The organism is Paenibacillus helianthi (genome assembly GCF_001909055.1).
Classification (GTDB): domain Bacteria; phylum Bacillota; class Bacilli; order Paenibacillales; family Paenibacillaceae; genus Paenibacillus_AQ; species Paenibacillus_AQ helianthi.
In genome coordinates this window covers 180,043-201,263 of the sequence record NZ_LVWI01000048.1, presented here as the reverse complement: position 1 = coordinate 201,263, position 21,221 = coordinate 180,043, and the positions used below count along the sequence as shown (strand labels likewise).

Annotated in this window: 19 protein-coding genes; 13 read left to right on the top strand and 6 right to left on the bottom strand. The window is 48.7% G+C overall.

Translation table 11 applies throughout. From position 1 onward, the window contains the following. Positions 1-115 precede the first annotated feature (115 nt). On the top strand, positions 116-1,357 hold the full coding sequence (locus A3844_RS18420; RefSeq protein ID WP_074100168.1) for a GGDEF domain-containing protein: 1,242 nt from the start codon (positions 116-118) through the stop codon (positions 1,355-1,357). Positions 1,358-1,406: 49 nt separating this feature from the next. On the opposite strand, the gene glgP is transcribed toward A3844_RS18420, so the two are convergent. Then, a complete protein-coding gene (glgP, locus tag A3844_RS18415) occupies positions 1,407-3,023 on the bottom strand; it encodes an alpha-glucan family phosphorylase (protein ID WP_074100169.1) in 1,617 nt (538 codons plus the stop codon). A gap of 363 nt (positions 3,024-3,386) precedes the next feature. Here glgP and A3844_RS18410 point away from each other — a divergent pair, with 363 nt between their 5' ends. From A3844_RS18410 to aroD, 3 genes are all read left to right on the top strand, one after another. Then, a complete protein-coding gene (locus A3844_RS18410) occupies positions 3,387-4,328 on the top strand; it encodes a copper amine oxidase N-terminal domain-containing protein (RefSeq protein ID WP_074108155.1) in 942 nt (313 codons plus the stop codon). Between the two features lie 182 nt (positions 4,329-4,510). Further along, entirely contained in the window at positions 4,511-5,434 is a 924-nt protein-coding gene (gene rbsK / locus A3844_RS18405; protein ID WP_244169797.1) for a ribokinase, read from the top strand. A gap of 42 nt (positions 5,435-5,476) precedes the next feature. Next, positions 5,477-6,241, top strand: a complete 765-nt coding sequence (gene aroD, locus A3844_RS18400) for a type I 3-dehydroquinate dehydratase (protein WP_074108153.1) — start codon at positions 5,477-5,479, stop codon at positions 6,239-6,241. Between the two features lie 42 nt (positions 6,242-6,283). Here the strand turns inward: aroD and A3844_RS18395 are convergent, their stop codons facing one another. Continuing rightward, positions 6,284-6,694, bottom strand: a complete 411-nt coding sequence (locus A3844_RS18395; protein ID WP_074082766.1) for a carboxymuconolactone decarboxylase family protein — start codon at positions 6,692-6,694, stop codon at positions 6,284-6,286. A gap of 101 nt (positions 6,695-6,795) precedes the next feature. Between A3844_RS18395 and A3844_RS18390 the strand changes: the two genes are divergently transcribed. Then, positions 6,796-7,182 (top strand): MerR family transcriptional regulator, encoded by a 387-nt coding sequence (locus A3844_RS18390; RefSeq protein ID WP_074100174.1) that lies wholly within the window; start codon positions 6,796-6,798, stop codon positions 7,180-7,182. A 56-nt stretch (positions 7,183-7,238) separates the two neighbouring features. Here A3844_RS18390 and A3844_RS18385 read toward each other — a convergent pair whose 3' ends face one another. Beyond that, positions 7,239-8,006 (bottom strand): MerR family transcriptional regulator, encoded by a 768-nt coding sequence (locus tag A3844_RS18385; RefSeq protein ID WP_074108166.1) that lies wholly within the window; start codon positions 8,004-8,006, stop codon positions 7,239-7,241. A gap of 207 nt (positions 8,007-8,213) precedes the next feature. Next, entirely contained in the window at positions 8,214-8,966 is a 753-nt protein-coding gene (locus A3844_RS18380) for a 3'-5' exonuclease (RefSeq protein WP_074082769.1), read from the bottom strand. A 301-nt stretch (positions 8,967-9,267) separates the two neighbouring features. Here A3844_RS18380 and A3844_RS18375 point away from each other — a divergent pair, with 301 nt between their 5' ends. The 8 genes from A3844_RS18375 to A3844_RS32820 all read left to right on the top strand — a co-directional run bounded on the left by A3844_RS18375 (position 9,268) and on the right by A3844_RS32820 (position 18,952). Continuing rightward, positions 9,268-11,391: a LuxR C-terminal-related transcriptional regulator gene (locus A3844_RS18375; protein ID WP_074108152.1), complete on the top strand. Its 2,124-nt coding sequence runs from the start codon at positions 9,268-9,270 to the stop codon at positions 11,389-11,391. 294 nt (positions 11,392-11,685) lie between these two features. Further along, on the top strand, positions 11,686-13,260 hold the full coding sequence (locus A3844_RS18370; protein ID WP_074108151.1) for a methyl-accepting chemotaxis protein: 1,575 nt from the start codon (positions 11,686-11,688) through the stop codon (positions 13,258-13,260). Between the two features lie 9 nt (positions 13,261-13,269). Next, positions 13,270-13,704, top strand: a complete 435-nt coding sequence (locus A3844_RS18365; RefSeq protein WP_143192108.1) for a chemotaxis protein CheW — start codon at positions 13,270-13,272, stop codon at positions 13,702-13,704. Between the two features lie 22 nt (positions 13,705-13,726). Beyond that, positions 13,727-16,291, top strand: a complete 2,565-nt coding sequence (locus A3844_RS18360; RefSeq protein ID WP_074108149.1) for a chemotaxis protein CheA — start codon at positions 13,727-13,729, stop codon at positions 16,289-16,291. Positions 16,292-16,293: 2 nt separating this feature from the next. Next, entirely contained in the window at positions 16,294-16,635 is a 342-nt protein-coding gene (locus tag A3844_RS18355; protein ID WP_074082778.1) for an STAS domain-containing protein, read from the top strand. Further along, positions 16,632-17,048, top strand: coding sequence for an ATP-binding protein (locus A3844_RS18350; protein ID WP_074108148.1), 417 nt, complete (start codon positions 16,632-16,634; stop codon positions 17,046-17,048). Before A3844_RS18355 ends, A3844_RS18350 begins: the two co-directional genes overlap by 4 nt. A gap of 20 nt (positions 17,049-17,068) precedes the next feature. Then, a complete protein-coding gene (locus tag A3844_RS18345) occupies positions 17,069-18,796 on the top strand; it encodes a SpoIIE family protein phosphatase (RefSeq protein ID WP_167374702.1) in 1,728 nt (575 codons plus the stop codon). A gap of 12 nt (positions 18,797-18,808) precedes the next feature. After that, positions 18,809-18,952, top strand: a complete 144-nt coding sequence (locus A3844_RS32820; protein ID WP_167374701.1) for a hypothetical protein — start codon at positions 18,809-18,811, stop codon at positions 18,950-18,952. Here A3844_RS32820 and A3844_RS18340 read toward each other — a convergent pair. Further along, positions 18,949-19,695, bottom strand: a complete 747-nt coding sequence (locus A3844_RS18340; protein ID WP_074108146.1) for a spermidine synthase — start codon at positions 19,693-19,695, stop codon at positions 18,949-18,951. The two genes, A3844_RS32820 and A3844_RS18340, sit on opposite strands and share 4 nt — an antisense overlap. A 5-nt stretch (positions 19,696-19,700) precedes the next feature. Continuing rightward, positions 19,701-21,197: a response regulator gene (locus A3844_RS18335; RefSeq protein ID WP_074108145.1), complete on the bottom strand. Its 1,497-nt coding sequence runs from the start codon at positions 21,195-21,197 to the stop codon at positions 19,701-19,703. Positions 21,198-21,221: the final 24 nt, after the last annotated feature.

Sequence of the window (21,221 nt, the reverse complement as noted above, 5' to 3'; positions counted from 1 at the left end):
ATTATTTTAAATAACTCTGGAGAACCAAGCATTTTCTGTTGCGCTCAGGCTTAAAAATGAACGATAATGGGGCTGTTGGAATTACAGGGAGTTTGGGCAGTTAGGGGGAGTCAACATGCTGGATCGGCTGATTAGTCTGCCATTCACGATGACGGGTGAGGAGCGCAGAGAGCTGCACATACTTACACTTAAGGAAAATATTTCGAGAGGTAAGCTGTTTGCTAAAATTATTATAGGCATTGAATCAGCTTTGGCAGTCACTGACTTGGCAGCGTCTTTCACTAAGATACACGATAGCTTTCATTTCAGCTTTTATTTTATAATGTATGTTTTCATGATCGGACTGAATGTGGCTTTTCTGCTGGGAGCTGCGGCCTATGAAAGAGATGCCAAACAGGTGGAGGGCAGGTATCGGCTGTATGAGAAGCTGTTCATCGTATATGCGTATACTTTTGTGATTTGGGGTTCTGTCGTGACGTTGTCCGATCAGCGGCTATATGGGCAAGTGATGGCTTTTGTAATTAATCTGGTCAGCATTTCAGTCATCTTTTATTTCAACAACAAAATGATGCTGTGCCTGTATGGAGTCTCGGCAGGACTGCTGTATATCGGGCTCCCCTTGTTCCAATCGTCTTCGAATGTACTGATAGGACACTACATAAATCTGACTTTGTTCCTTTTCTTTACCTGGGTGGCGTCAAGAATTCTCTATGTGAACTATTGCAGCAATTATTATAACCGGATACTGCTGGGGAACAGCCACCGCAAGCTGGAGGAGCAGGTGATTCAGAATGAAAAGGTGCATCAGGAACTGGCCCGGGCCAACGGGGAGCTGCAAAGGCTATCCCTTATCGATGCGCTGACAGAAATTCCGAACCGCCGTGCTTTCGACCAAAGGATGCAGCAGCTATTAAGCTCAGGCAAAGAAGCAGCCAGTATGGTTGCTGTATTAATCATTGATATTGATTACTTCAAACCTTTCAACGACAACTACGGGCATGCTGAAGGGGACCGGATCATTAAAGAAGTGGCTCAGGTGATTCATGGGGAAATGGAGGGGGAGCGGCAATTTGCAGCCCGGCTGGGGGGTGAAGAGTTCGTGGTTGCAGCGATTGATACCGGGGTGAACGGGGCCATGGAGCTTAGTGAAAGAATTCGTATGCGTATTCAACAAATGTCTGTTCACCACGGATATTCTGAAGTCAGCTCCTATATTACAGTGAGCATAGGCGCCGCCGCAGGTGAAGCGGCAAATCCGGGGGATATTGCGCTACTGACGGAACTCGCAGATCAGGGGTTGTATGTGGCGAAAACGAGCGGCCGCAACAGAGTATCCACCGTAAGCGGCACAATGTAAAAATCCCGCCTGCAGCATGAAGCTGGAGGCGGGACATTGTTGCTAACGGTTAACCTTTGATATACATCCGGTTGTAATATTCCTCCAGCATCCGTTTGCTCGCGAATTCGGTACGGGTGGTTTCGATGCTCTTGCGCATCATCTGTACCCACTTCTCCTTATCCTTATAGAAGGTTGGGAGGACGCGGTTCAGGAGTGTGTCGTAGAGGGCATCGCTGTCATGCTGGTCAAGCACAGCGAAATCATTCGTCTCGAAGCCGTCTCCAATCTGCCAGCCATTTTCCCCGTCGATGCAGGCTTCCGGCCACCAGCCGTCAAGGATGGAACAGTTCAGGACACCGTTCATGGCAGCCTTCATGCCGGAGGTGCCGCTGGCTTCCAGCGGACGGCGCGGATTGTTGAGCCAAATATCGGAACCGCGCGTCAGCATTGCTCCGATCGTCATATCGTAATTTTCCAGGAACACTACGCTCTTCGGATATTTTTTCATCATGGCCACGAGGTTGCTGACGATTTTTTTGCCGTTGTCATCCAGCGGATGGGCTTTGCCGGAGAATACGATTTGGATGCGGCCACTCTCCAGGTAAGGCTCAATAATCTCAGGTTGGGAAAAAATCAGGTCGCTGCGTTTGTAAGGTGCCGCCCGCCGGGAGAAGCCGATCAGCAGATTGTCCGCATTCAGCGAGATGCCGGAACGTTCTTCAATAAAACCGATTAACTCGCCTTTGATCTCCTTATGTGCGGCCCACAGATCGCCGTCTTCTTCGAAGGCTCTGGTCATCCGTTCATCGACCCAGGTTGGGGTATGAATGGCATTGGTGATGCCGATGATCTCCGAACGGCCCGCGACTTCCTTCCACATTTTATTCGCGGTATCGGCATGAAGCTGGGCCACAGCGTTAGAGATACGCGACAGGCGCAGTCCGGCTACGGTCATATTGAACGGATCACCGCCGATGCGCTCCATTTGGTCACGGGTCAAGCCGTTAAAAGCACTCATATACTCCAGACGATCCAGCGGATGCGTCTCATTGCCTTCCTTAATCGGTGTATGTGTAGTGAACACAACCTCTTCCCGTGTAGCTTTCCAGGCTTCTTCAAAGGTGCTGCCGCCGGACATTTTTTCACGGATTAGTTCAATAGCCGCCAGTGCCGCATGTCCCTCGTTGAAATGGTAGACGTCAATCGGAATATCCAGTGCGCGCATGGCTTTTACCCCGCCTATTCCGAGGACAATCTCCTGTGCGATCCGTTCTTCCCCAAACCAGCCGTAGAGCTGGCCCGTAATCCAGGCATCTCCGTTCTCCGGAATATCCGTATCGAGCAGATACAGTGGATTATTGCCGAAATGATCGGTTTTCCAGACCTTGCAGACTACATCGATCTTGCGGACCTTAACGGTGACCTTTACGCCTGTATCCTCAAGGAAATCATAGACGTAATTGTGGTAGGAGTCGTAGGGATCGCCGTTAGCGTCAATCTTTTGGTCCGTGTAGCCTTGCTTCCATTTCAGGCCGATGGGGATGATTGGAGCGTTAATATCTTTGGCACCCTTGATGTAGTCTCCGGCCAATATGCCCAGGCCACCGGCGTACATTTTGAAGTCGGAATGCAGTCCGTACTCCATGCTGAAATAAGCTACTGACGGTAATTGGTTCTGGTTCACTTGATAAGCCTCCTAAATACATAGTAGAGTAAAAACTGGCGTTACTGCAGGCTTAATCTAAGGTGCAAACGTTTGCTCAAATGGGCGAAAAAGCTTTCCTGGAAGCGATTGCACATCTATTTTAGCACATTTGAAGAAAAAAAGCATACCGAATTTTTAAAAAGAAATGGCCCGATGTAAAGCAGCATTTTCCCTAAACGATTGGATGGCTCCGTGGAGTAGGCCCCGCAGGCTAGGACTGAAGTAGCGTTGCAAATTCCGGCCCGAGCTTATTATCCCGAAAATTCATTTCTGCTCATAAAGTGAGAGCCGGCAGCCGAAATAAATAAAGATATTTATCACAACATAGGGGGAACCGGTCACATGAAAAAAACCGTCAGTATTCTTGCAAGCTGCTTGCTGGCCATCAGCATGATGTCAGGAGCGGCACAGGCCAAATCCGAAAACAATAATGGTAGGGGGAACGGTAACGGTAACGGCAACGGCAATGGCAAAAGTATAGTAGAAGCTCCAGCTGCGGTACCTTTTAATGCAACAGCACCAACAGACAAGGATAAAGATAAAGATAAAGACAAGGACAAGGAAAATGTGAGTATCAAAGAAAAGGATAAAGAGTCCGTTACTACTGTTACCTATGCTACATATGAAAATAAGGGCCATAATGGATATAAGGGTCTTCTGCATGCTATCGAAAATGTAAAGGACAAACCGGCAGGGGCCGTGATTGCAGAGCTTTTATTGACCCAGTATTCTACGGAGCTGACACCAGAAATGAAGGCTGAGCTGGTAGCCATTAAAGATAAGGATGCCGCATTGTCGGCACTTGCGGAGATTCTGAACCAAAAGGGCAGTGTAACCGATGCAGTATACGTCCAGAAAGAAGCTATTCTGGCTAACGTAAAGAATCTGAACTCGTATAAAAAGCTTGGTAAGCTGTATGCACAAACCGGCAAAAACGGGGTAAAGCTGTACGTTAACGGTGAAGAGTCCACCTCTGGCGTTGCTCCTATTGTTACATCCGGAAGCACATTGGTACCGTTCAAGGCGATTGCTGAAGCCTTGCAGGCTGAAGTGGTATGGAATGGGAAGGAGCGTTCGGTGACCATGACCCGCGAAGGGACCACGGTGAAGCTGTTTATTAATAACAAGACGGCGTATGTCAACGGTAAGGCAGTCACTCTTCAGGTAGCGCCGGCCATCGTTAAGGGCAATACGGTTGTGCCTGTCCGCTTTGTCAGTGAAGCTCTGAAAGCTACTGTGAAGTGGGAGCCGGAATCCCAATCGGTAGTCATCTACGAAGAGTAGAGGATAACAGCAGCCTCAGGCTGCATAGCAATGCATGTTCAAGAGGAAGTTATTTCTCGCAGAAACGGTATCGTCCTTTAAAGGACGGTGCCGTTTCTGCTTAGTACAGAGAGAAATGGGGTTTGATAAAACCGGGTAAACCCGAGTAAGATAGAGTGTAACAAGTTAGGATGGTGAACAGATTGGGTATAGTAATAATTGGCAGCCTGAACATGGATATGGTGGTGCGCACAAGCCGGGCACCAGAGGCCGGAGAGACATTGTTCGGACAGGACTTTACCCTGTCTCCAGGCGGGAAGGGCGCAAATCAGGCAGCAGCAGCAGCCCGTCTTGGCGCAGAGGTGACGATGATCGGCAGAGTAGGTAAGGATGCCTTCGGCAGCGAGCTGCTTGAGGTCATGCGCCAGGAGCATATCCATACCGAGCATATTGGACAGAGTGAAACACTTAGTACGGGGGTCGCTTCCATCGTTGTGGACGGAGAAGGGGAGAACCGGATTATCGTTGTGCCAGGGGCGAATACCGAGATGGGTCCAGCGGATATTGCAGCACTTGCGCCGATCATCAGCCAGGCGGAAATGGTGGTCTTGCAGCTGGAGACGGACCTCTCTATGTGTGCACATGCTGCGGCTATTGCCGACAGGCATGGAATCCCGGTAATCCTGAACCCTGCACCGGCCCGGGCTCTTGATGATGCATTTCTCCAGCATGTTACCTACCTGACACCCAATGAGACGGAAGCGGGCATCCTGGCAGGAATGGCCGTGAACAGTATTGATGATGCAGAGCAAGCGGCGCGTATTTTGTTACAAAAAGGGGTCAGTAACGTTATTGTGACCCTCGGTCCCAAAGGAGCGCTAATTGTGAATCATGCCGGAAGTCTGCATATTCCCGGTTTTCCTGTACAAGCTGTTGACACGGTAGCGGCTGGAGATTCTTTTAACGGAGCCCTGGCCTGGCAGCTTACCAAAGGAAAGACGCTTGACGAAGCGGTCAGATTTGCGAATGCTGTCGGTGCGCTGGCTGTAGGCAAGAAGGGTGCGATTCCGTCGCTTCCGCAGCTGCCGGAGGTTGAGCAATTTCTCCAGGACGCTGCTGATCAGTAAATGAATCTTAGCTACACGCTTATACATAAGGAGCTGAAGGAAATGAGCGGTACAGTAACTGTTAGACAGGTAACCCTTGGTGAGGATATTCCCAAAATCTGCGTTCCACTGGTTGGAGCTACGGCAGCTGAGCTAATAGCAGAAGCAGAGGCACTGAAGGAGCTGGCACCGGATCTGGTGGAATGGCGGAGCGACTTTTTTGCAGAGGTTGAAGATCTCACCGCAGTACAGGAAACCTTGTCCGCAATCTCCTCCGTCCTTCCGGACATTCCGCTGATCTTCACGTTCCGCAGTGAAGAGGAAGGCGGCGAGCGGGCGATTGCTAAGGAATATTATATCCGGCTGAATCAAGCGGCTGCAGAGAGCGGCTGCGTCGATATCATCGATGTGGAGCTGTTCAAGGGGGATGATATCGTTCGTGAGTTAATTGCGGCTGCGCATGCCTGCGGGGTGTTCGTGATCGTATCGAATCACGATTTCCACGGAACACCCTCCCAGGAGGAGATGATCACACGGCTGCGCAAGGCCCAGGAGCTTGGCGGGGATCTGCTCAAAATCGCTGTCATGCCGCAGCATGCGGGTGATGTGCTGACGCTGCTGGCTGCGACGAATACGATGCGGGAACAGTATGCGGACCGTCCGATCATTACGATGTCCATGGCCGGAGAAGGCGTAATCAGCCGCCTGGCCGGAGAAATCTTTGGCTCAGCGCTGACCTTTGGCGCAGCACACAAGCCCTCGGCTCCGGGCCAGGTGGCGGTAGCCGAGTTGCGCAGTGTGCTTGCGCTGCTGCACCGCAGCCTGTAGAATTGCGGGCATTCAAGGAATCAGGAAATACAGGCAGCTCCATCAGCTGGAGCTGTCTTTTTGCTGATCCTGCATCATAATTCCCCGCTCCTTAAATACCTCCTTGGCTACAAAGGTCGCATTCAGCACACGCGGAAATCCGGTATAAGGCACACAATGCAGGATGGCTTCCACGATTTCTTTAGGAGAAAGTCCTACATTAAGCGCTGCATTGATGTGAACGGTGAGCTGAGGCTCGCAACCGCCAAGCGTAGTGAGCGAGGAAATGGTGACTAGTTGGCGCTGCCGCAAATCCAGTCCTTCGCGGGGATAAATATCGCCAAAAGCAAATTCGATCACAAATCTGCCCAGATCGGGAGAAATGTCCTTCAGCGATTGAATTACATTTGTCCCTCCCTTGCCATCCACTTCCATCAGCTTTTCCCACCCGCGTTCATAACGTTCTGTTGTCATAAGGTAACCTCCGATTAATAGGGTATTTAACTTCTGAATTCAGGTTACAGCTTAGAGCGCGCTCTAATGCAACCGTTAATTTTTTGTGGTATGATTCCGCCATGGAGAACTTACTTACGATTCAGGAAATGTCCCGCCTGACGGGACTGTCAGCGCATACGCTGCGGTATTACGAGAAAGTTGGCATGCTGGAAGGCGTGTCCAGGAATGAACAGGGCTACCGGGCCTATTCTGAAGCTGATGTATCTTGGGTACAATTCCTAGTCATTCTGAGGGAGCTGGATATCCCCATCCGGGAAATGAAGCGTTATTCCGATCTGCGCAGCCAAGGTCCGTCGACTGTTCATGAGAGACGATTGATGCTGGAAGCCCACCAGAGCAGGGTCCAGCAGCAGATGCGGAAGCTTGGCGATAATCTCGGGAAGATTGCCGACAAGATTCAGTACTACAAAGGAATGGAGGAAGAGGTGGAGGCGGGTATAAAATAGAGCGGCAGCGGGATGATCCGCTGCCGCTCTGACTTTTACAAACGTGTAGAATAAGCCTACTCTTGTTCCGATCCGGTATACACATGAACGGCATCCCTCAGAAACCTGGCCGCGCCGGACCGGTTTTTGTCGTAGTAGGCGGTGAACCGCTCATCATCGACATACATTTGTGCGACTCCGGCATGGGCCTCTTTGGTATAGGTATCCCAGTAGAAGGTCAGCCATTGACGGTGCAGATCGGCGGCTTTTTGGGCCAGTACGCTTGCCGGATCACCGTCCTCCATGGCCTGCTCCAGTGCGGCGAACATCTCAGCCTCCGTCTCCTGAACCCTGTCGTACTGTTCCTCCGTCATATTTCTCAGCTTGCGGTTCGACTTCTCTACAGCTTCATCTCCATATTTTCCGCGGATTTCCTGTCCATACTTCTGCTCGTTATCGTCGATCAGCTTTTGCTTAAAGCCTGCAAATTTCTCTTCATTGCTCATAGTTATTCTCCCTTCGGTTTGTGCCAGTGTCCGCTCGACGTTCAGGATCAGCCTATCCAATTGCTGTCTCCGCTGAAGCAGCTTCTCATGATGCTCGCGCAGGGCCCGGGCGCCGTCAAAGGAAGGTGCGGTTACAAGCGCTTTGATCCCTTCCAGACTTAGCCCCAGCTCCCGGTAAAAAAGAATCTGCTGCAGCCGGTCGACCTCGGCCTGGCCATAGATACGGTATCCCGAGGAGTTGATTCTCGCCGGCTTGAGAATACCAAACTCATCGTAATACCGCAGGGTCCGTGTGCTGATTCCCGCAAGCGCCCCCAGCTTCTGCACGGTATACTCCATCATTTCTTCAGCCTCCAGCTCATTCTCAGCGTGTATTTGAATAGATCGCTTCGCGTCAGCGACTTGCAAGCAGCTGCTTGCAAATTGAATGTACACCTTTACGTAACGGCAATGTCAATCTTTTTTATGATAAAAAAAACAGCGGCAGTCTCCCTAGTATACCCACTAAGGGAACTGCCGCTGTCATATGGCGATAATGAATGCAGTTTACTTTTTGCCGAGCTGTGCTGCAAAATAGGCCTGCAATTCCGCCAGCTTGCGTGGATCAGCCAAAGCGTCCTCAGCCGGGAAATAGTGCTCGGCAACGAGGTCCCAGGTGGGAACGATCTTCTGCGCGTTCATCGCTTTGATTGCGATCTTGACTGTCTTGCGTTCTCTGGCATTGGAGAAGGTGTCCACATAGTGCTGGGAGCGTTCGAAGTCGAGATCCGGGAAGACGGCGCGGAAAATTTCCGCTGTCATCTTGGCATCGTCCAGCGCGCGATGCGCGGAGCCGGAAGGCTCCAGCTCGAATAGGGCCATCGCCCCTTCGACGCTGATATCATTGGTGAGGCCGCGGGCACGCAGCACGCCTTTGAGCAGATCGAAATAGGTGGCAGATAGCCAGTAGGTATCATCCATTTTATGCATGCGGACATCCTGAATGATCCGTTTCATATCCTCACCGCCCCACGTCAGAAGGAGAACACCGTCCAGGCTCTGATCCAACCAGGCCCGAAAGGCTGTAATCACCCTAGGGAACCGGTCGGCCACGTCTATATCTTCCTGGGGGATGCCCGTTTTTTTCTTAATAAACGAATTCAGGGTAGAGAAGTATATGGGTTTGATCAAAGCCGAGAATTCATCCTTATATTGCAATGAAGCGTCTAACCGGACGGCTCCAATCTCAATGACCTCCATAGGGTGCTCGCTGGCAAATTTGCGGCCGTTGAATTCGATGTCCAGAATAATATAATCCACAGGTAATGCCTCCGTTTCAGTGACTGGCGCTAGGATTGCCTTAAAATACGCCGACTATTCTATTTTAGCAAAAAAACGCAGGAATGGGGAGTTCAGAGGGAATCGGTCTGTTGACCGGAGATTTGACGTCTTTTTAGGGAGGGGAATTTCCTGCATTTGGATACCGCTCTTACGTATTCATGCATTTTTCCTTTTGATAAATCGGGAGATAGCGCTTTATTTGTAAAATTATATAAGGGAAAAGCAGGAGAAAAGTCGCGGTACGGCGAATTTCTTGTGAGTAGGAAGAGAGGAATGTGTGATGAAGAACAAGCCGAAATTTGATGTGCAGACATTGCAGAACGCTTACTCTTCTTTATGCGGATTGTCGATTATGATTACCAACCAAACGGATGAACGATTAACAGAACCTTCGGGTTTAACGGGTATGGTACGTCTTTTATTGGGTTTTGAGAGTCAATCTGCCGAAGATGCAATTACTAAAATTATTGAAAAGGTTAGCGGCATTCCTAAACCTATCGTATATGAAACCATATCGGGATTTAAGCTGCTGGTTGCCCCTATAAATTTTCATAAACAAACCGGTTATTACATTATTGCAGGTGTCTGGATAGAGGAAGGCAGTAAGGAGCTCATCGCAGAACGAATATATGAAACGATTCATCCCGATGAATGGGAGCACTGGATTCGTGCCCTGGATACTGTAGCAACTTATAACAAAGAGCATACAGGAGGTATTCTTCATCAACTGGAAACCTTGGCCGATACGATTAGTGTCCTTCTTGAACGGGAGCAGCGGGAGAATCACTCTGCATACAAACTGCAGTTGTTGAACCTTACCCACCTGATCGACTCCAAAAGCCCTAACTGGCTGAAAGGGGTGCTCGGCATATTCACACGTGTTATGGGGCTTGAATTTGCAGGATATGCCAGCAGCATAGACGAAAAGGGACAATTCACGATCATTGAAACGACTGGTATGCCTGCTGAGCAATCCTTATCAGGCGCTTCCTTTTTCTCGGGTGAAGGCTTCCTGGGGCAGGTAGGGCTCTCCAAACAGATGGGGTATTGGGAGAATGCGGACCGGGACCCGAGAAGCTACTTCTTCACTATGCGGGGAATCAAACCTAAAGTCATCATTTGTTATCCCATAAAATATAAAGGTCAATTATTTGGGTTGTTATTTGGCGGAGATTCTTCGAGAACGGAAATATCGGAAGAGGAAGCGGATATGGGGTTGCTGGCAGCCCATCAGATCTCATCTTCTATATACCACTTGGATAGTGAAGATGCAATCGAACGGCGCAGCCTGCGGATTAAGACTTTTCAGGAATTAACCCAGGCATTTGTTGCTGTCCAGGACAGGGAAGACTTCCTGCAAATGTTTCTTGAATCTATACAGCAGCAGATCCACAGCTCTTTCATCTGCCTATTGCACCACCAGCCCGAAAATGATGGAATGAAAATATACACTTCTCCCTCTGCTTCAAAAGAATGGTATTCCGTATATGCTGCGGATGCTGAAGCTGTCTATTTTGGAGACGGGATGCCGGGGTTTAGTATGCTGCGCAGACCCTTGCAACGTGAATGGGAGGGCAGGGAGGTAGTAGAATTTCCAGTGGCTTCCGGTCAAAAACTGCTGGGGATGGTTACTATCCAATTTATAGATGATAGGCAATACAAGGAATATGCGATGTTCATTCAGGCAATCTGCGGTTTTGTGGTGGCCAAATTAGTGTTAGCGCAACAAGCGGCCCCGCTTATGAATAGAGACATTATTCGCCTGCTCCAGGATTCGTTGTTAATGTGGAAACCGGAAGCGTATCATAAGGGGACCCGGGTAAAAGAGCTCGCGGCGGGTTTGTTGCAAGAATTGAATCGTCCATCCGAAGAGATCGAATGGATCGGGCAGGCAGGTCTGCTCGCTGAATTTGATGCAGAACTGTTGACCGGGTACTTCGGAGCGGCCCCGCTGGTTATGCTGCTGCGTCAACTGCAACGGTACAGGTCAGGACAACATGAGGACATAGGAGAAAGTTCCTATGCTTTCCTGGGACAAGTGCTGTTGATCGTTATATCGTATCTGGAAAAAGGGGACATGGAGTGGAAGGAAGCTCTTCCTGTTCCCGTGAATGAGTCCATCCTGCGTTCTGCAGAACAGTTCTTGCACAGGCAGAACTCACCCGAAGCCGCCCGGCTTCCGATTGAAAATAAAGAACGGCTGACTTCAAGAGAAGAAGAGATTCTAGGTCATTTGGTTCAAGGAATGAATAATAAGGAAATCGCTGAGAGGCTGTTCATCAGCATGCATACTGTTAAGAATCATATCACCAAGATCTATGAAAAGCTTGGTGTTAGCGGCCGGGCCCAGGCGATTTCTCAAATGTACCAGACCTCCATAAGCCATACGGTGAAGAAGCAATGATCCCCTTTGTTAGGGCACATTGCTTTTTTTGTTCTGTGGAAAAGGAAGAGTTTCCTGTAGAAAATAGGAACATATTGTCGATAAACAGGAACTAGTGACAATAGGCACAAGGAACTAGTCCGATCATAATGAAAGAGAAATATTTCACAAAGCTAACCGTTATATAAGACTTTTCCAAATGCAAAGAATAAAGAGCGGCTGGGTAGGGCCTGGGAGAATTGCACAAAACGGAGAGTAGTCTGTGGAGTGTTTGAAAGCGCATACAAATAGTAACCACTTAGAGGAGTGTTTCAGATGAAATTTAATATCCGAACTAAATTATTGGGGAGCTTCCTGCTTGTTGTTGCGTTGCTTCTGATTATCAGCGGATTGTCGATTGTTAAAATGGGGCAAATGAACAGCAATTCAGTGCAGATGCGCGAGTATAATTTCCCTGGATTAGTCCATATGGAGAACATCCGGACGGATCTGTACAAACTCCGGGGCGATCTGATGAAGATCATACTGGAAACAAGAGCTTCCGAATTTGGTAAGATCCAATCGACGATTCAGGAAGACCAGAAGGATCTGGCTTCCAATATCAAGGATTACGGAGAGCTTTCACTCGATACCGAACAAAAAGTATCCCTGGAGAGCATCAGGCAAAATGTGGAAAGATATAATGCAGCGGTTCCCAATATCATTGAGCTCGGAGTCAATAATGATAATGTAAGGGGCTATCAAGCAATGCTTGATTCAGTTCCTTATCTGCAAAAGGCGCAGGATACAGTGAACCTTGAAGTAGAGAAAGTAGTAAATGACGCGAATAAAAATATTGAGGCCAATATAGGCAGCTACACTTCCGGGAAATATACCGTTATCATCTTTGCGTGTCTGGCTACAGCCATTGCCATCGTGCTCGCCTTATGGATCTCGCAGGGCATTGTAGGCCCTGTATCCAAGATTCTGTCAATCATGGTCAAAATGGCCGGTGGAGATCTCAGAGAGCAAATCTCACTGAAAAACCGGGACGAGTTCGGCAAGCTTGCCAGTGCTGTCAATGAGATGATAACCAGCTTGAGGAAATTAATTGGTGGAACAGCTGAGTCTGCTCAAAGTGTAGCGGCTTCCTCCGAGGAAATCTCGGCTACCACTGAACAAATCGCTTCCGGCAGCCAGTCCCAGGCTATGGCAGCACAAAATATCAATCATCTGATTCAGGATCTGGTCAGAGGCATTGATGAGGTAGCTAAGAATGCCGAACAAGTCTCGGAGTTATCCAGTCAAACCCGTCATGGTGCTGAAGAGGGAAGTAATGCAGTAAGGGAATCCGGTCTGGGTATGAGTAATTTGTCAGAGAAGATGGGGCTTCTTGAGCAGGACTCCCAAAGAATCGGGGAGATTATTGAGGTGATTGACGAGATTGCCGAACAAACCAATCTGCTTGCCTTAAATGCGGCAATTGAAGCGGCGCGTGCCGGTGAGCAGGGAAGAGGTTTTGCCGTTGTGGCTGATGAAGTCCGTAAGCTGGCGGAACGGAGCAGCGAAGCCACGAAACAAATTGCCCACATCATCCGGGGAATGCAAAAGAATACGGTACTCAGTGTACAGGCAGTAAGTGAGGTATCTGCACTGTCAGACCGGACGGAGGGGCTAATCAAGGGGATTGTTGACCGTGTAAATGAAACTACCCACCAAATTACCGGTATTGCTGCGGCATGCGAGGAACAGGCAGCACAAACGAATGAGGTTCTCTTCTCCATTGAGGCTGTAGCGGCGGGTAGCCAGGAGTCAGCAGCAGCAGCAGAGGAAACGGCAGCATCCTCGCAAATGCTCGCCAGATTAGCTGACGAATTGAATAGCTCCATTTCAGCCTTCAAGCTGGTGTAAGGAGGATGAATGATGCAGGCAACAGTGAGTACTGAACAATATGTTGTATCCCGTCTGGGAAGCGAGAAGCATGCTATTAATATTCGTGATATCAATGAAATCATCAAAATGGAGCATATCACAGGAGTGCCCAACAGCAAGCCATTTATCAGAGGCGTTATTAATTTGCGGGGCAGGATTGTCCCGGTGATCAGCTTATGCAGGAGATTCGGCATTCCCGAGACGCCCATGGGAGCTCAGTCACGCATCATTGTGGTGGGCTACAAGCAGGAGGCTATTGGCATTACTGTCGATGCCGTGGAGAAGGTGACTTCTTTTCAGGAAATTGAGCCTCCGCTTGAATCTCGTGAAGTCCAAGGTGCTCAATATATGGACGGAATAGGACAGAGTGCAGACGGGTTAATCAGCATTCTGAATGTTGATCGGTTGTTTGGTGAAGGGTGACGCATGAAGGAGAGCGAAAAAGATGAATGATTTTCATAATTCTGCGTATTTGGGTGTCTTTTTAGATGAGATGGAAGAACAGCTTCAGCTTTTGGATGATTCCTTGCTGATGCTGGAAAGCGTGGGCTGTCAGCAAGACACCATTCAGAAAATTTTCCGGGCTGCACATACCTTAAAAGGATCTTCTGCAGTCATGGGTTTTAAGCAGCTTAACAGACTGACCCATCAGATGGAAAGTGTATTTGAGCTGATCCGGTGCGGAGAGCAGGAGGTAACCTCCGAATTATTGAATATTCTATTCGACTGTATCGATTTCATTAAGGAGCTCCGCCACTCCATTCTGGGTGGTGTGATGGAGGAGGGAGACACAACGATCCTCATGGGGCGGCTGGAAGAAATCCGGGGTTCCGCTTCGGGCACTCCCCTAAACCATGAACAGTCAGTTAAAAAGTCTGTACCTGCTCTACATATTGTCTTTGATAATGTTCAGAAAGGAAAAATACAAACGGCTCTGGAAAGCGGCTACGAGGTTATGGCTATTCATGTTCATATGGCGGAAGAGGAATCCATGAAATATGTAAGGGCCAAGCTCGTCGAAATTAATCTGACAGAGCATGGGGAAGTTGCTGCCTGCTACCCGGAGCTGGAAATGATTGAGAAGGATGAGTTATTTACCGGAACTGTAGTGTATATTTTGATTACCCGACAAATCCAGCAGGACATTATCCGTAGTCTGACCCATATCTCCCAAATTGATTCCGTACGTATTGAATATATTACAGCTTTGAATCTGGATGCCTTTATAGAAGGGAAAGTAGTGCCAGAAGTCGAACAGAGCAAAGTACAAGAACCCCGCAAGGATATAGTCAAAGTTAATGAGGTTCAGGTAATTACTGAGAAAAAGGTACAGGTGGCTCAGACGGTTCGCGTTGATGTGGAACGTCTTGAGGGTCTTCTGAATCTGGTAGGCGAATTAATCATTGATAACACTAGGCTTCGCAGTATACGTGCCAAGCTAAGCGAGCAGTTCAAAAACAATGGCGATATTAATGTCCTCAATGACATTGCAAGCCATTTGAACATGGTCGTTACCGATCTCCAGGAAGGAATGATGAAGACACGGATGCTGCCGATTGAGCATTTGTTTGGCCGTTTTCCGCGAATGGTCCGTGATTTGGCTCAGAAATCGAATAAAGAAATCGAATTCATCATTGAAGGCAAAGAGACGGAGCTTGACCGTACCCTGATTGAAGAAATCAGTGACCCGCTCATTCATATCCTGCGTAATTCGGTGGACCATGGATTGGAGCTACCGGAAGAACGGGCTGCGATGGGCAAACCGTGCAAAGGAACCATAGTGCTTCGGGCCAGCCATCAAGGGAATATGATCGTAATTACTATCGCAGATGATGGCAGGGGCATAGATGCGGAAAAGGTTAAAGAAATGGCAATCCGTAAAGGGTTCGTTAGTGCTGAAGAGGCCAGCCATATGACGGAAAAGGAACTTGTGATGCTGATTTTCCGTTCAGGCGTTTCCACAGCCCAAACGGTCACAGATCTGTCCGGGCGGGGCGTTGGAATGGATATTGTGAAATCGCATATTGAGAAACTAAATGGCATCATTGATATTGAAACCACGCGGAATGAAGGGACCGTATTTACCATAAAGCTTCCCTTAACCCTTGCCATTATAAGATCTTTGCTGGTGAAGCTGGGAAGAAGTACATTTGCGGTTCCGTTAGTGAATGTGATTGAAATCTTCAGGCTGAAGACAGCGGATATTCTTACGGTACAAGGGAAAGAAGTGTGTAAATTCCGCAATCAGGTACTGCCTCTTGTACGTCTTCACCGAAAACTGCAGGTGCAGGAAGAGCTTGAACCGGCTAAGGACCGCTTGTTCGTGGTAATCGTAGGATTGGCGGATAAACGGGTCTGTCTGGTCGTCGATCAAACCATCGGCAATCAGGAGATCGTGATCAAATCGCTGGGGAATTATATCGGTAATGTTTCTTATATTGCCGGGTCAACGATTCTTGGAGACGGTCATGTGGCCCATATATTGGATGTCGGCTTCATTGCCCGTGAGACAGGCTCCTCATACGAGGCACTGCTGGCAGAAGACATGAAGGGTGAACAGGTAGATGCTGAAGGTGAGAAATATGTGACCTTCAAGCTGTCAGGTTTGGATTTCGGAATTCCGATTTACAAGATGAAAGAGATTCTGCCTGTACCTGAGATTCACCCTCTGGTCTCTGCGCCTGCACATGTTCTGGGGATGATTCATCTGCGGGGAATGCTGTTTCCGGTGTATGATTTACGGCCTCAATTGGGAATGAGCGCCTTTGAGCAAGCCCCCGGCTCCCGGATCATGATCTGCGAAGTGTCTGGACATGAGGTGGGAATTGTAGTTGATGAGGTTGCGCAGGTTTGCCCGCTCTCAAGAGCATACATGGAAGAAACGCTGGATTATGTGCTTATGAATTCAGATATGCTCGATGCCATATACAAACAAAACCAACAGTTTATCCATTTGCTGAATTTGGAGAAGATGCTGAATTTAAAAATTAAGCGGAAAGAGGTGGGTTGATTATGGAGAATATCTTGAAGGATCAGGTACAGCTGCTGAACTGGAATACAGATGTAACGTTAAAAAACGTGGACGAATTCCGCGGAGCGATTGAGAAGCTGGTCGAAGGAGAGAAGACAAAGCTTATCCTGGAGCTCACGAAGGTAGCCTATCTGAATAGCGCGGCCCTGGGTGTGATTGCTGATGCTGTGCTTGGCGCAGGTCGTGCAGGCAAAGAGCTCATTATTGTGGGTGTCCAATCAACTGTAGGTGAAATTTTCGAAATTGTCCATTTCAGTGCATTGATGAAGATCTTCACTGCACTTGAAGAAGGCTACGCCTATTTTACAGGTGAATTGAAATGAACAACGTGAACAGCGGGACGTACGGGCAGATTCTGGTGATTCATTCGAGAAGTGATATTGCTCTTGCTATGAAGACAACCCATCGAATTGCTATGCTTACGGAATTCTCTGACCACGAATCTATACTCCTGCAGTTGGTCACTGAAGAAGCCTGCATGAATGCTTTTGAGCATGGTTGTCCCTCAGGTACTTGTGAATTCAGAATTTCATGGCTGGTTGAATCCGATATTATGGAGATCAGGGTTTGTCAGAATGGAGGGTCCTTTGAACTGAGCAATGAACCAACCCAGCCGGTCAAAATAGGGTCACGCGGAAGAGGGCTGGTTCTGATTCAAGGCATTATGGATGAAGTACGCTTAATCCCTACGGGTCCCTATATCACCCTCTCCATGCGTAAGAAAAGGAAAGTGTAATGAACAATAGGATATATGGCTTGTTGAGAGAAAAAGCCTCCAAAAACAAGGCTCTCGTTATTCTTGTCCTTCTTGTCGTAGTGAATATGTACAACCTTCTGTTTGTGGATAAAAAGTTCGGATATGAGTATATTGTTGATCTGCTGACGCAATTTATTATTTTGACACCTCTGTATATCTTGTATACACGGCAGGAAGGGAATACGAAGAAACTCAGAGATAGTGAGCAGCGGTATAAATCGTTATTTCTCTACAATAATGCAGGAATATACGTGGTAGATCTCAATGGCTCCATCATTAGTGTAAGTCCCAATCTTCTGGATCTTCTCGGACATACTGAGGCGGAGATTAGGGACACTTCATTTATTGATCTCTTTCACCCGGCCGATATCCCGTTAATTCAGGAGACCTTTCGCGATATTACGAACGGGAGTATTCTTTCTACCTCCAGCAAGCTACAGCTGCGCCATAAAAACGGACAGTATCTGATCTTTGATTTATCCAGTGTTGCTCTAATGGCCAACGGAGAAATTCAGGGGGTTATCGGTTTTGCCAAGGATATTACTGAATTTGAAAGAGTTCAGAATAAATTGGGTGAAATTCAGACCCAGCTTAATAACATTTACAGGAGTATTGATATTATCTTATGGTCGTTTGATGTGACCCGCAATCAACTGCTAACCATCTCGCCGGCATGTGAGAAGATATTCGGCTACTCTGCAGAGGAATATTATCAATACCCCGATTTATGGTCGGCGCAAGTCTATGACGAGGATAAGGATTTGGTGAAGGGCCGAATGTCTTCCATTGTTGAGGGGATTGCCGTTCATCTGACTCTTGAATACCGGATTATCCATGCAAGCGGGGAGATCCGCTGGGTAGAGAGCCGGATGTTTCCTTTAGCTGGCCCTAGAAATGGGGTCATAGGTGTAAACGGAGTTGTGCTCGATATTACCGATAAGAAGCAGATTGAAAAGAATAAGCAAACCGACCTGGATTTGGCCAGACAGGTTCAGAAGAGTGTACTCAGTCAACCGATACATACACCTTCCTTCTCCATTAACGCAAAATACGTTCCTTCCCGGAACCTTGGAGGAGATATGTATGCCTGGTACCGCTTGAAAGAGAACCGCTATGGGGTTCTGATCATGGATGTTATGGGGCATGGGGTTTCTTCGGCACTTATTTGCATGTCCATCCGTTCTTTACTGAGGGGGATTATCCAAGCCAATCTAACTCCGGAAGAAGTCATTCATGAATTAAATAATCATATGAACAAGCTGTTCAGCGTGGCCAAGGGGACTACGAATTTCTTTTTTACAGCTATCTATTTGATAGTGGATGCAGAGAAGCACACTGTAGAATATATAAATGCAGGACATCCCAGCGGACTGCTTGTAGATGGTAGCGGAGAAGTATTCCGTTTGAAATCTTCCAGTCTTCCCATTGGTTTGATTCCCCAAATGAAGCTTCAAAAACAGACTCTTTCCTTCAAGGGAACCGCCCGGGTACTCTTATATACCGACGGGTTGATCGAAAGACCGGGATGCTTGTTAAAAGACCAGATCGGTCAGCTGCTACAGGTAATGGAAGAAACCAGACTTGAGCCGATTTCGGCGGTAATGGACAATCTGCTTGCGTTCAACAAAGAAAACCAGCAGGGTGAGCAAGAGGAACAGGATGATATTTGCCTCGTCTGCATGGATGTATGCGGTGATACTGCCGTGGAAACGGATGATACTCTGTAAGGAGGGGCTGGAGTGGATACAGAAACTCTGCTTTGGAAGCATATATGCGAGCTGGAGGAGCTGCTGCTGACCACGGAGGTTCGGACATCACCGCAGCAGCTCTCGCTGCTGCTTGCGGATGACTTTTTTGAATACGGAAGCTCCGGCACCTCTTAATCCCGGATCACATGGCCCTGTCCGATCGTGATTTCCACAAATCCGGCCATTTGCTTGGCTTGATAGCGGATCGGCTTGATGCTGCCCATAATGATGATGTTACGGACATCGGCCGTGCCCTCAGAAGGAAGAGCAAATGCTTTGATATAGGGGAATTCTTCGCTAAGGGTCGTGTGGATGGCACCCATCAGGCGGTCCCTTTCGCTTCTGCCCATCAGGTTCATGATGATCGAACCGCGGCTGTTCAGCTTGGAGCGGGCCAGGGCAAAGAACTCGCTGGAGACCAGATGCTGCGGGGTACCGTCTGCGGTGAAGGCATCCAGAAGGATGAAGTCATAGCGGTGGTCCGGCTCACTCTCCAGAATGCTGCGCCCATCCCCGATAACAACATTGTCCTGGCTGCAGCCAAAGTGCTGCCTGCTGAGCTTCACAACCTCTGCATTTACCTCGGCGGTCTTAAAGCGTTTCTCTGCGAAGTATCCGGCGATCGTCCCGATGCCATGTCCAATGACAAACACATCCTCGAACATCGCCCCTCCTGACTCCATTAAATGGATCATTGCTCTAGGATATTCAAAGACCACCCGGCGGGGGTGGTTCAGATCAAGGGCTCCCTGAATAGCGTCTCCCGAAAACTGCAGCACGCGGAATCTGCCTCTCTCACCATATAATTCTGTGGTATCGTAAACTTGGATTCCATGCCCATCCCCAGCGGTGCTTAACCATAGCTGCAAAGCGATCATTCTCCTTAAACAAGTGAAATGCGTTTATATTCGTTCGGTGTGACGCCGACTATTTTTTTGAACAGCTTATTGAAATAGGCGGGATCGGGGTAGCCGACTTCAGCTCCGATCTCGTGAATCTTCAGATCATGGGCATTCTTCAGTAGCTGCTTGGCCTTGCGGATACGGATTTCAATCACATAGTCGGTCAGGGTCAACCCGGTTTCCTGCTTGAACAGCTTGCTCAAGTAGCTTGGTGTCAAAAATACCATCCCTGCCAGCATGTTCAAATCGGCGTGCTGATTGTAGTGGGCTGCTACCCAGCGCTTCACGGTTTCGACAGCGGTACCTGACAGCTCCAGACGGTGCGTGCGGATTATGCTTAATGCGTCTGTGAAGGTGGAGATGAACATCCGCTCGATCTCTTCAAAGCTCATGCAGGTCTCGATCTGTTCTTCAAGCGAAGGCCGGCTGCTTACTCTGTAAACGGCTCCGAATTCCTGAAGCTCCTTGCGTGCTGTGTCCTCAACTTCCCGGCAGGCCCGCAGAATATGTTCAGGACAAGCCCGCTGCGACTCCAGCAAAGAGAACATGGAATGGAGATGTCCCAGAACGCCGGATATATTCAAAATTTGCAGATCGTGAATCAACGGCTCACGCACAGGCGCAAAGGGATCACTCAGGCTAATGTCCGCAGCCGGAAGCTCCTGAGCAGTAATATAATGCAGCGGCTGCGAATTGTAAATCCCTGCATCACAGGCCCGCTTGGCTTCCAGGTAGGCGGATCTAAGCTTGGAGGGAGTGCGGTATGAGCCGCTGACTCCGGCATGGAGGCATTGTCCGCTGCTTGCTGCCCGGATAGTCCCGCCGATACGATTCAATTCCGCAGCTGTTAAAGGCTCGGCAGAATACCAGATCCATACATACAGTCCCTTTCTGATTTCCAGAAGGTCAAGCAATATTTCCTTCTCTTGCCGCAGACTGTCTGAACAGGCACAGACGGTTTCCCGCGAGCTTCCTTTGAGCACGAACACGGAGAAGTAAGGCTGGGGCAAGGTAAGGCTGCTTAGAAGGATTTCGGATGGCTGCTCGACATGCAGCAGCGAGAGCAGAAGCCCGGAACGCTGGCGTTCTTCTTTTTCCCGAAACACCCTCTGCTCCTCATCCAGACGGTAGAGCACTTCAAAAAGCTGCTCTTTGTTGATAGGTTTCAGTAAATAGTCCACAGCAGAGCTGCGGATTGCTTCCCGGGCATAATTGAATTCTACAAATCCGCTCATCAGCAGCGTACGTATCCGCGGATACCCGGCTTTGAGCTGTTTGATCAGCTCGAGCCCGTCGACATGCGGCATCCGGATGTCTGTAATGACCACATCAATCTGAAGGGAGGGAAGGGCATCCAGCAGCTGCTTGCCGTCGCCATACGTTCCTATGACAAGAAAGCTGCTGCTCTCCTTGCCTATCATCCGGGCCAGGCCCTCGCGAATCAGAATCTCATCATCTACAATCACAATACGCAGCAATCCGGAATCCCTCCTTAAAATAAC

Coding starts and splice junctions, on each gene's coding strand:
- A3844_RS18340 (WP_074108146.1), bottom strand. CDS start 19,695: ATGATCGCTTTGCAGCTATGGTTAAGCACCGCTGGGGATGGGCATGGA.
- A3844_RS18390 (WP_074100174.1), top strand. CDS start 6,796: ATGGAGAACTTACTTACGATTCAGGAAATGTCCCGCCTGACGGGACTG.
- A3844_RS18395 (WP_074082766.1), bottom strand. CDS start 6,694: ATGACAACAGAACGTTATGAACGCGGGTGGGAAAAGCTGATGGAAGTG.
- A3844_RS18360 (WP_074108149.1), top strand. CDS start 13,727: ATGAATGATTTTCATAATTCTGCGTATTTGGGTGTCTTTTTAGATGAG.
- A3844_RS18420 (WP_074100168.1), top strand. CDS start 116: ATGCTGGATCGGCTGATTAGTCTGCCATTCACGATGACGGGTGAGGAG.
- A3844_RS18365 (WP_143192108.1), top strand. CDS start 13,270: ATGATGCAGGCAACAGTGAGTACTGAACAATATGTTGTATCCCGTCTG.
- A3844_RS18375 (WP_074108152.1), top strand. CDS start 9,268: ATGAAGAACAAGCCGAAATTTGATGTGCAGACATTGCAGAACGCTTAC.
- aroD (WP_074108153.1), top strand. CDS start 5,477: ATGAGCGGTACAGTAACTGTTAGACAGGTAACCCTTGGTGAGGATATT.
- A3844_RS18370 (WP_074108151.1), top strand. CDS start 11,686: ATGAAATTTAATATCCGAACTAAATTATTGGGGAGCTTCCTGCTTGTT.
- A3844_RS18410 (WP_074108155.1), top strand. CDS start 3,387: ATGAAAAAAACCGTCAGTATTCTTGCAAGCTGCTTGCTGGCCATCAGC.
- A3844_RS18355 (WP_074082778.1), top strand. CDS start 16,294: ATGGAGAATATCTTGAAGGATCAGGTACAGCTGCTGAACTGGAATACA.
- A3844_RS18385 (WP_074108166.1), bottom strand. CDS start 8,006: ATGGAGTATACCGTGCAGAAGCTGGGGGCGCTTGCGGGAATCAGCACA.
- A3844_RS18350 (WP_074108148.1), top strand. CDS start 16,632: ATGAACAACGTGAACAGCGGGACGTACGGGCAGATTCTGGTGATTCAT.